The following is a 4348-nucleotide window of genomic DNA, read 5'->3' as shown; positions in this document are numbered from 1 at the left end:
CTGGTCACTCCCTGCGACGGGGTTCCCTGCTGATAGGCAACCGATACGAAAGTAGCGGCGGCAGTCGGGCGGTACGTCAGGGGGCGATAATCGCCCGCATTCCCTACGGGAAAGTCATAGGTTGTATTGGCATTCATGACCCGGGAAACGTAACCATCCACGTGGCGGGTGTCACTAAAATCGCCGGTAATGGCTCCGGCACTTGCCGTATTGACCCGAATACTATTCGCCAGAGGACTATTCCGTTGCGTAGTCGTAATGCCATTGGTTAGCGTCAAGGTACGGTTCACCGTGATTCCGTCGGAATTAGCAATGTTCATGGCTCCATTCTGAAAAACCAGATTGTTGAAAAGCGGAGCCAAACTACCATTAATTTCCATGGCCTGTCGAGCCGTACCATTCCCGAAATAATCCGTGGCCGTTGCACCGGTCGTATAGAGACCATTGCTGATAAACGTACCGGTCGTATTGGTATTTAGCCAGTAAATGCTCCCGATGTTCGTATAAGTAGCCCCGGCATTTACCCGAAAATAGTCTGAAAAGTCAGCTACGTTCGCGTTGGCATTTCGGTTAGCCGCCTGTAGCGTGGGGTTACTATAGACTTCGTGCCCAACCTGGGCCAGAGCCGGTAGCGATGCGATCTGCAGGGCTAGCAGTATACCCCCTAATCGTATGTTCATATCCGATAAGTAAAGGGTGAAACTTAATTGATAGCCGTGATCTGCCAGTTACTACCGTCGGAGATGAGGGTAATCACCCGAATATTTGCTCCGGGATCCAGCGTGTAAGTCAAATTGCCCACATTGGCTACCACAAAGCGTCCGCCCGCTGAACTCAGCGTAGCGGCTACGGAAGTGTTGTTTTTAATAATCAGCATCAATCCCGCGTTAGCTCCGGCAGCGGGGACCTGATAGGCACTGGCTGCCGCCGTTGGGGCCAGACTGATGTAAGAGGAAGCCGTATTGCTTAGTTCCGTGGGTGTACCGGCTGCCCCACCTGCTACGTTGTTCGTAACAGCCACCCGGGTAACTTGCGAACGGATCGCTCCGTTTACCGTTAGATTTCCCTGGCTTACGGTTACGTCTCCGGCACTCGTGACGATGAGTTTATCGGCCGCAGCTTCGCCAGGGGCATAAGGTTCCGCCGCAACGCCCAGACTCAGGGTGCCGTTACTTCGGTACGATATACCCGCGGTAACCTGTCCAGCCGTCACCTGGTCGTAACCACCGCTTACAAAACCATACATTCCTTTAAATGAATTGCCCGCCGCATTACCTACGACAATGTTAGATGCCGGTGCCGAGTTAAATCCTGTCGAGTTTTCTACGTACAGCCCTGGAATGGCCGTTCCCGGGGCGGGCCGGGCGATGTACAGACGTGGTACGGCCATACTAGCTCCCCCAAATAGGGTTTGCCCGGTTTCTGCACTAATGGAAATACGGTTGGCTCCATTGGCCCGAATGTTTAAATTCTGAGCGTTGTTAGTGCCTAAAACCTGATTGGCACTGATGTTATTACCGCCCAGTGACCAGTCAGTAATGGGATTCCAGCCATTCGTTGACGACCATACGTACGCTCCAACCCCACTGGCTCGTACACCAGCCAGGTCAGCGTTTGTATTATAGACGGTCATACCGGGAGCGGGTGATCCTGCCAGAGGGGCCCAGGTAGTGGTATTGGTCAGAGCCACGCTGGGAAGCTGTAAACCTCGCTGGTTATTCCCACTGGCCGCTTCGTTTTCCAGCTCAAGTAATGAACTGCTCTGAATGGTAGTCGGATTCGCTCCAATTTTCACCTGAGCCTGTGCAGCATAAAAGCTACCCGCTGACAACATGATTCCCAAGAGTATTCTTTTTTCATAAACATAGATAAGTTATAGTTGATAAATAGAGTGGTGAAGTACTAGGTCGTGTATAAGCAAAGCAGATTCCGTCCAGTACGGTGGTGCACCGCTGGTTCACTGGAGAAGGGATGAACTGATTTTTGGGAGAAGCCTGATCAACAAGTCGTCAGGTGCAGAGGTATCCTTTGAAATCCCGAACGTTTTCGAATAGTAGAATAGAAGAACAGGCGAGCATCCGGCGGAAACGATACCATGGTTTTGAACGTATAAATTTGACGTCACGAAACTATGGCTGTTTATTAGATAAATTCTGTAGTATTTATTGTAAAGTCTTGTAGTAATAGTTGCAATGTATTGTAGTAACAATAGAAGCCTTTCTGATGACCCTAGTTCATTCTACTTAATCAGGCACATAATTACTGACAAAAAAGGAGCCGGTTTTCTGAACATTCAGAAAATCGGCTCCTTTCACGGTCTCGTTACTCGGGATTACTTCTCCCACCAGACTTTGGTCATCACATTATCTCCACCGATCCGTTCGGCGGCAACTTTATAATTTTGAGGATTGAATCGCCGTACATCATTGTGGTACATGAATCGCGTGGGCATTACGCCATCGTGGAGCATATATTGCGTTTTGGGTAATTTGGGAAAACCCGTCCGGCGGTACTCAAACCACTGCTGGTAATCGTTGAAAAACAAGGCCAGATACTTTTGGGTCAGTACCTGTTCGAGCGTACCGTTAAATGCCGCCTTCGGATTATTGAAGTACGTAGCTGGGAATACGCCGCCTTTCCATTGCGTGATGGCCGCGGCTACTCCTTTTTCGTACGCTGTTTTAGCCGCCGCCTGATCGCCCGTTTGCAGAGCTACTTCGGCTTTGATAAACTCCACCTCGGCGTACGACATGATCACTTCAATGATTTCCGTACCCAGCGTGGTGTGTACCATTAAATCGGCATTGGGTGTACTGGGTTCGTAATCGACCTTCAGCTCATTGCGGGTCGGGTTGTGCCCACTGACAATGCCCTTGTATCCGATGTTGGTTTCTTTTCCGTTTTCCACGCGTCGGGCGGTCGTCATAAACAGCGGTCGGCGGGGGTCTTCCAGTTCATTCAACAGATCAATGAAAAAGGCACTCATGGCCTCGGCGTTCGTATAATCCTGCCGACGACCCCAGGCGTAATCATACGGAGCCAAGCCTGTAATTTTAACTAAAGCAGCGTCGGCATTACTGGTGAAAATGGGATATTCGCTCGGATTCGCTAAAATAGCCTTCAAACGTTCAAAGCTAGTAAAATCGGATTTTTTGCTCGTCCGAAGCAGCATTCGCAGTAAAAGTGAATTATTGAATTTCTGCCATTTGCTCTTGTCATTCCCGTACAGCAGATCGTTGCCCACCATCGTACCACTTTCCTTGTAGGTTTTATTAGCTGCTTCCAGTTTGGTAATCAGTGTAGCATATACCTGTTTCTGCTCATCAAAAACGGGCTGACTGAGGCCTTCCTCCGCGTTGAGTGCTTCCGTGTACGGAATGTCGCCAAAAGAATCCGTCAGAATACCGACGATGTACGCCTCAAGCGTCGTAGCGACCGCCTGATAGATGGGTTGCTGATAAATTTCGGCGGCTTCTTTCATTTCCCGCACGTTACGCAGCCAGGTGTAGCAAGTGTTCCAGGTACCATTCCCCGCCGTTTCACTTACGTTGTAATGGTGTACGCCATAGCCCTCACTATTCTGAGCGTAGGGTAAGCTGACCTGCATCAACTGGTTGGTAAAATCGCTGTTGCGTACGGTAAAGTACGTACTCATGCCATACACAATCGGCGTGACCAAACTACCCGGCGTGACGCGATCAATGCGGTTCGGATCGGTATTGAGTTCTTCAAAACCCGTGGTACAGGCAGTAGTCAGCAATCCCAGGGTCAGTAAAGAGAGAATGTATTTTTTCATCGCTGTTTCGTCGAAATAAAAATTACAGCTTAAGATTTAAGTTAACACCCCAGGTACGCGGCGTGGGCAACTGGCCCATCTCTACGCCGGGTATGATGGTAGCTCCATTGAGTGAAGCCGTTTCGGGATCGAAAATGGGAAACTTTGAAATCATGGCCAGGTCGCGACCAAAGAAGCCGATGCTCGCCGCCGAGAGTTTCCAGCGATTGACCAGGCTACGGGGCAGATTGTACTCCAGTCGTACTTCACGAAGTTTGAGGTACGAAGCATCAAAGCTATTGGTCTCCACGTTGGCCCGGCGGTAGTAATCACCGTACCAGGTCGAAATCGCCACCGGCGTGGTGTTGGGAGCGTAAGAACCATCCGCATTCCGGATTACGCCCTGCCCAACGATGGTACCCGTTTCCCGGCCCGCCAGGGTATGCTTGAGTTTACCCTGTTCGGACATCTTGTGGTGCGTCTGCGAGTACACGATGCCACCAAATTGACCATCGAGCAGAACATTCAAACGGAGGTTCTTATACGAAAACTCGTTTTGCAGACCGCCCCGCC

The 4348-nt window shown here is 50.3% G+C and carries 3 protein-coding genes and 1 pseudogene; all 4 read right to left on the bottom strand.

What is annotated here, in order from left to right:
• The coding region (locus BWI97_RS24265) for a hypothetical protein (RefSeq protein WP_146011015.1) at positions 1-680 on the bottom strand (680 nt) is incomplete at its 3' end.
• Positions 681-703: 23 nt separating this feature from the next.
• A complete protein-coding gene (locus BWI97_RS24260) occupies positions 704-1834 on the bottom strand; it encodes a hypothetical protein (RefSeq protein ID WP_102203167.1) in 1131 nt (376 codons plus the stop codon).
• Positions 1835-2332: 498 nt separating this feature from the next.
• Positions 2333-3796, bottom strand: coding sequence for a SusD/RagB family nutrient-binding outer membrane lipoprotein (locus tag BWI97_RS24255; protein WP_102203166.1), 1464 nt, complete (start codon positions 3794-3796; stop codon positions 2333-2335).
• 22 nt (positions 3797-3818) lie between these two features.
• Positions 3819-4348: pseudogene (locus BWI97_RS24250) on the bottom strand (SusC/RagA family TonB-linked outer membrane protein); the annotation flags it as partial.

The sequence above is a fragment of the Siphonobacter sp. BAB-5405 genome (assembly GCF_002872335.1).
Classification (GTDB): domain Bacteria; phylum Bacteroidota; class Bacteroidia; order Cytophagales; family Spirosomataceae; genus Siphonobacter.
This window is presented reverse-complemented; position numbering and strand designations above follow the sequence as displayed.

What these genes read in the sequence shown, in the direction of transcription:
- BWI97_RS24255 (WP_102203166.1), bottom strand. Translation starts at nt 3,796, where the DNA reads ATGAAAAAATACATTCTCTCTTTACTGACCCTGGGATTGCTGACTACT.
- BWI97_RS24260 (WP_102203167.1), bottom strand. Translation starts at nt 1,834, where the DNA reads ATGTTGTCAGCGGGTAGCTTTTATGCTGCACAGGCTCAGGTGAAAATT.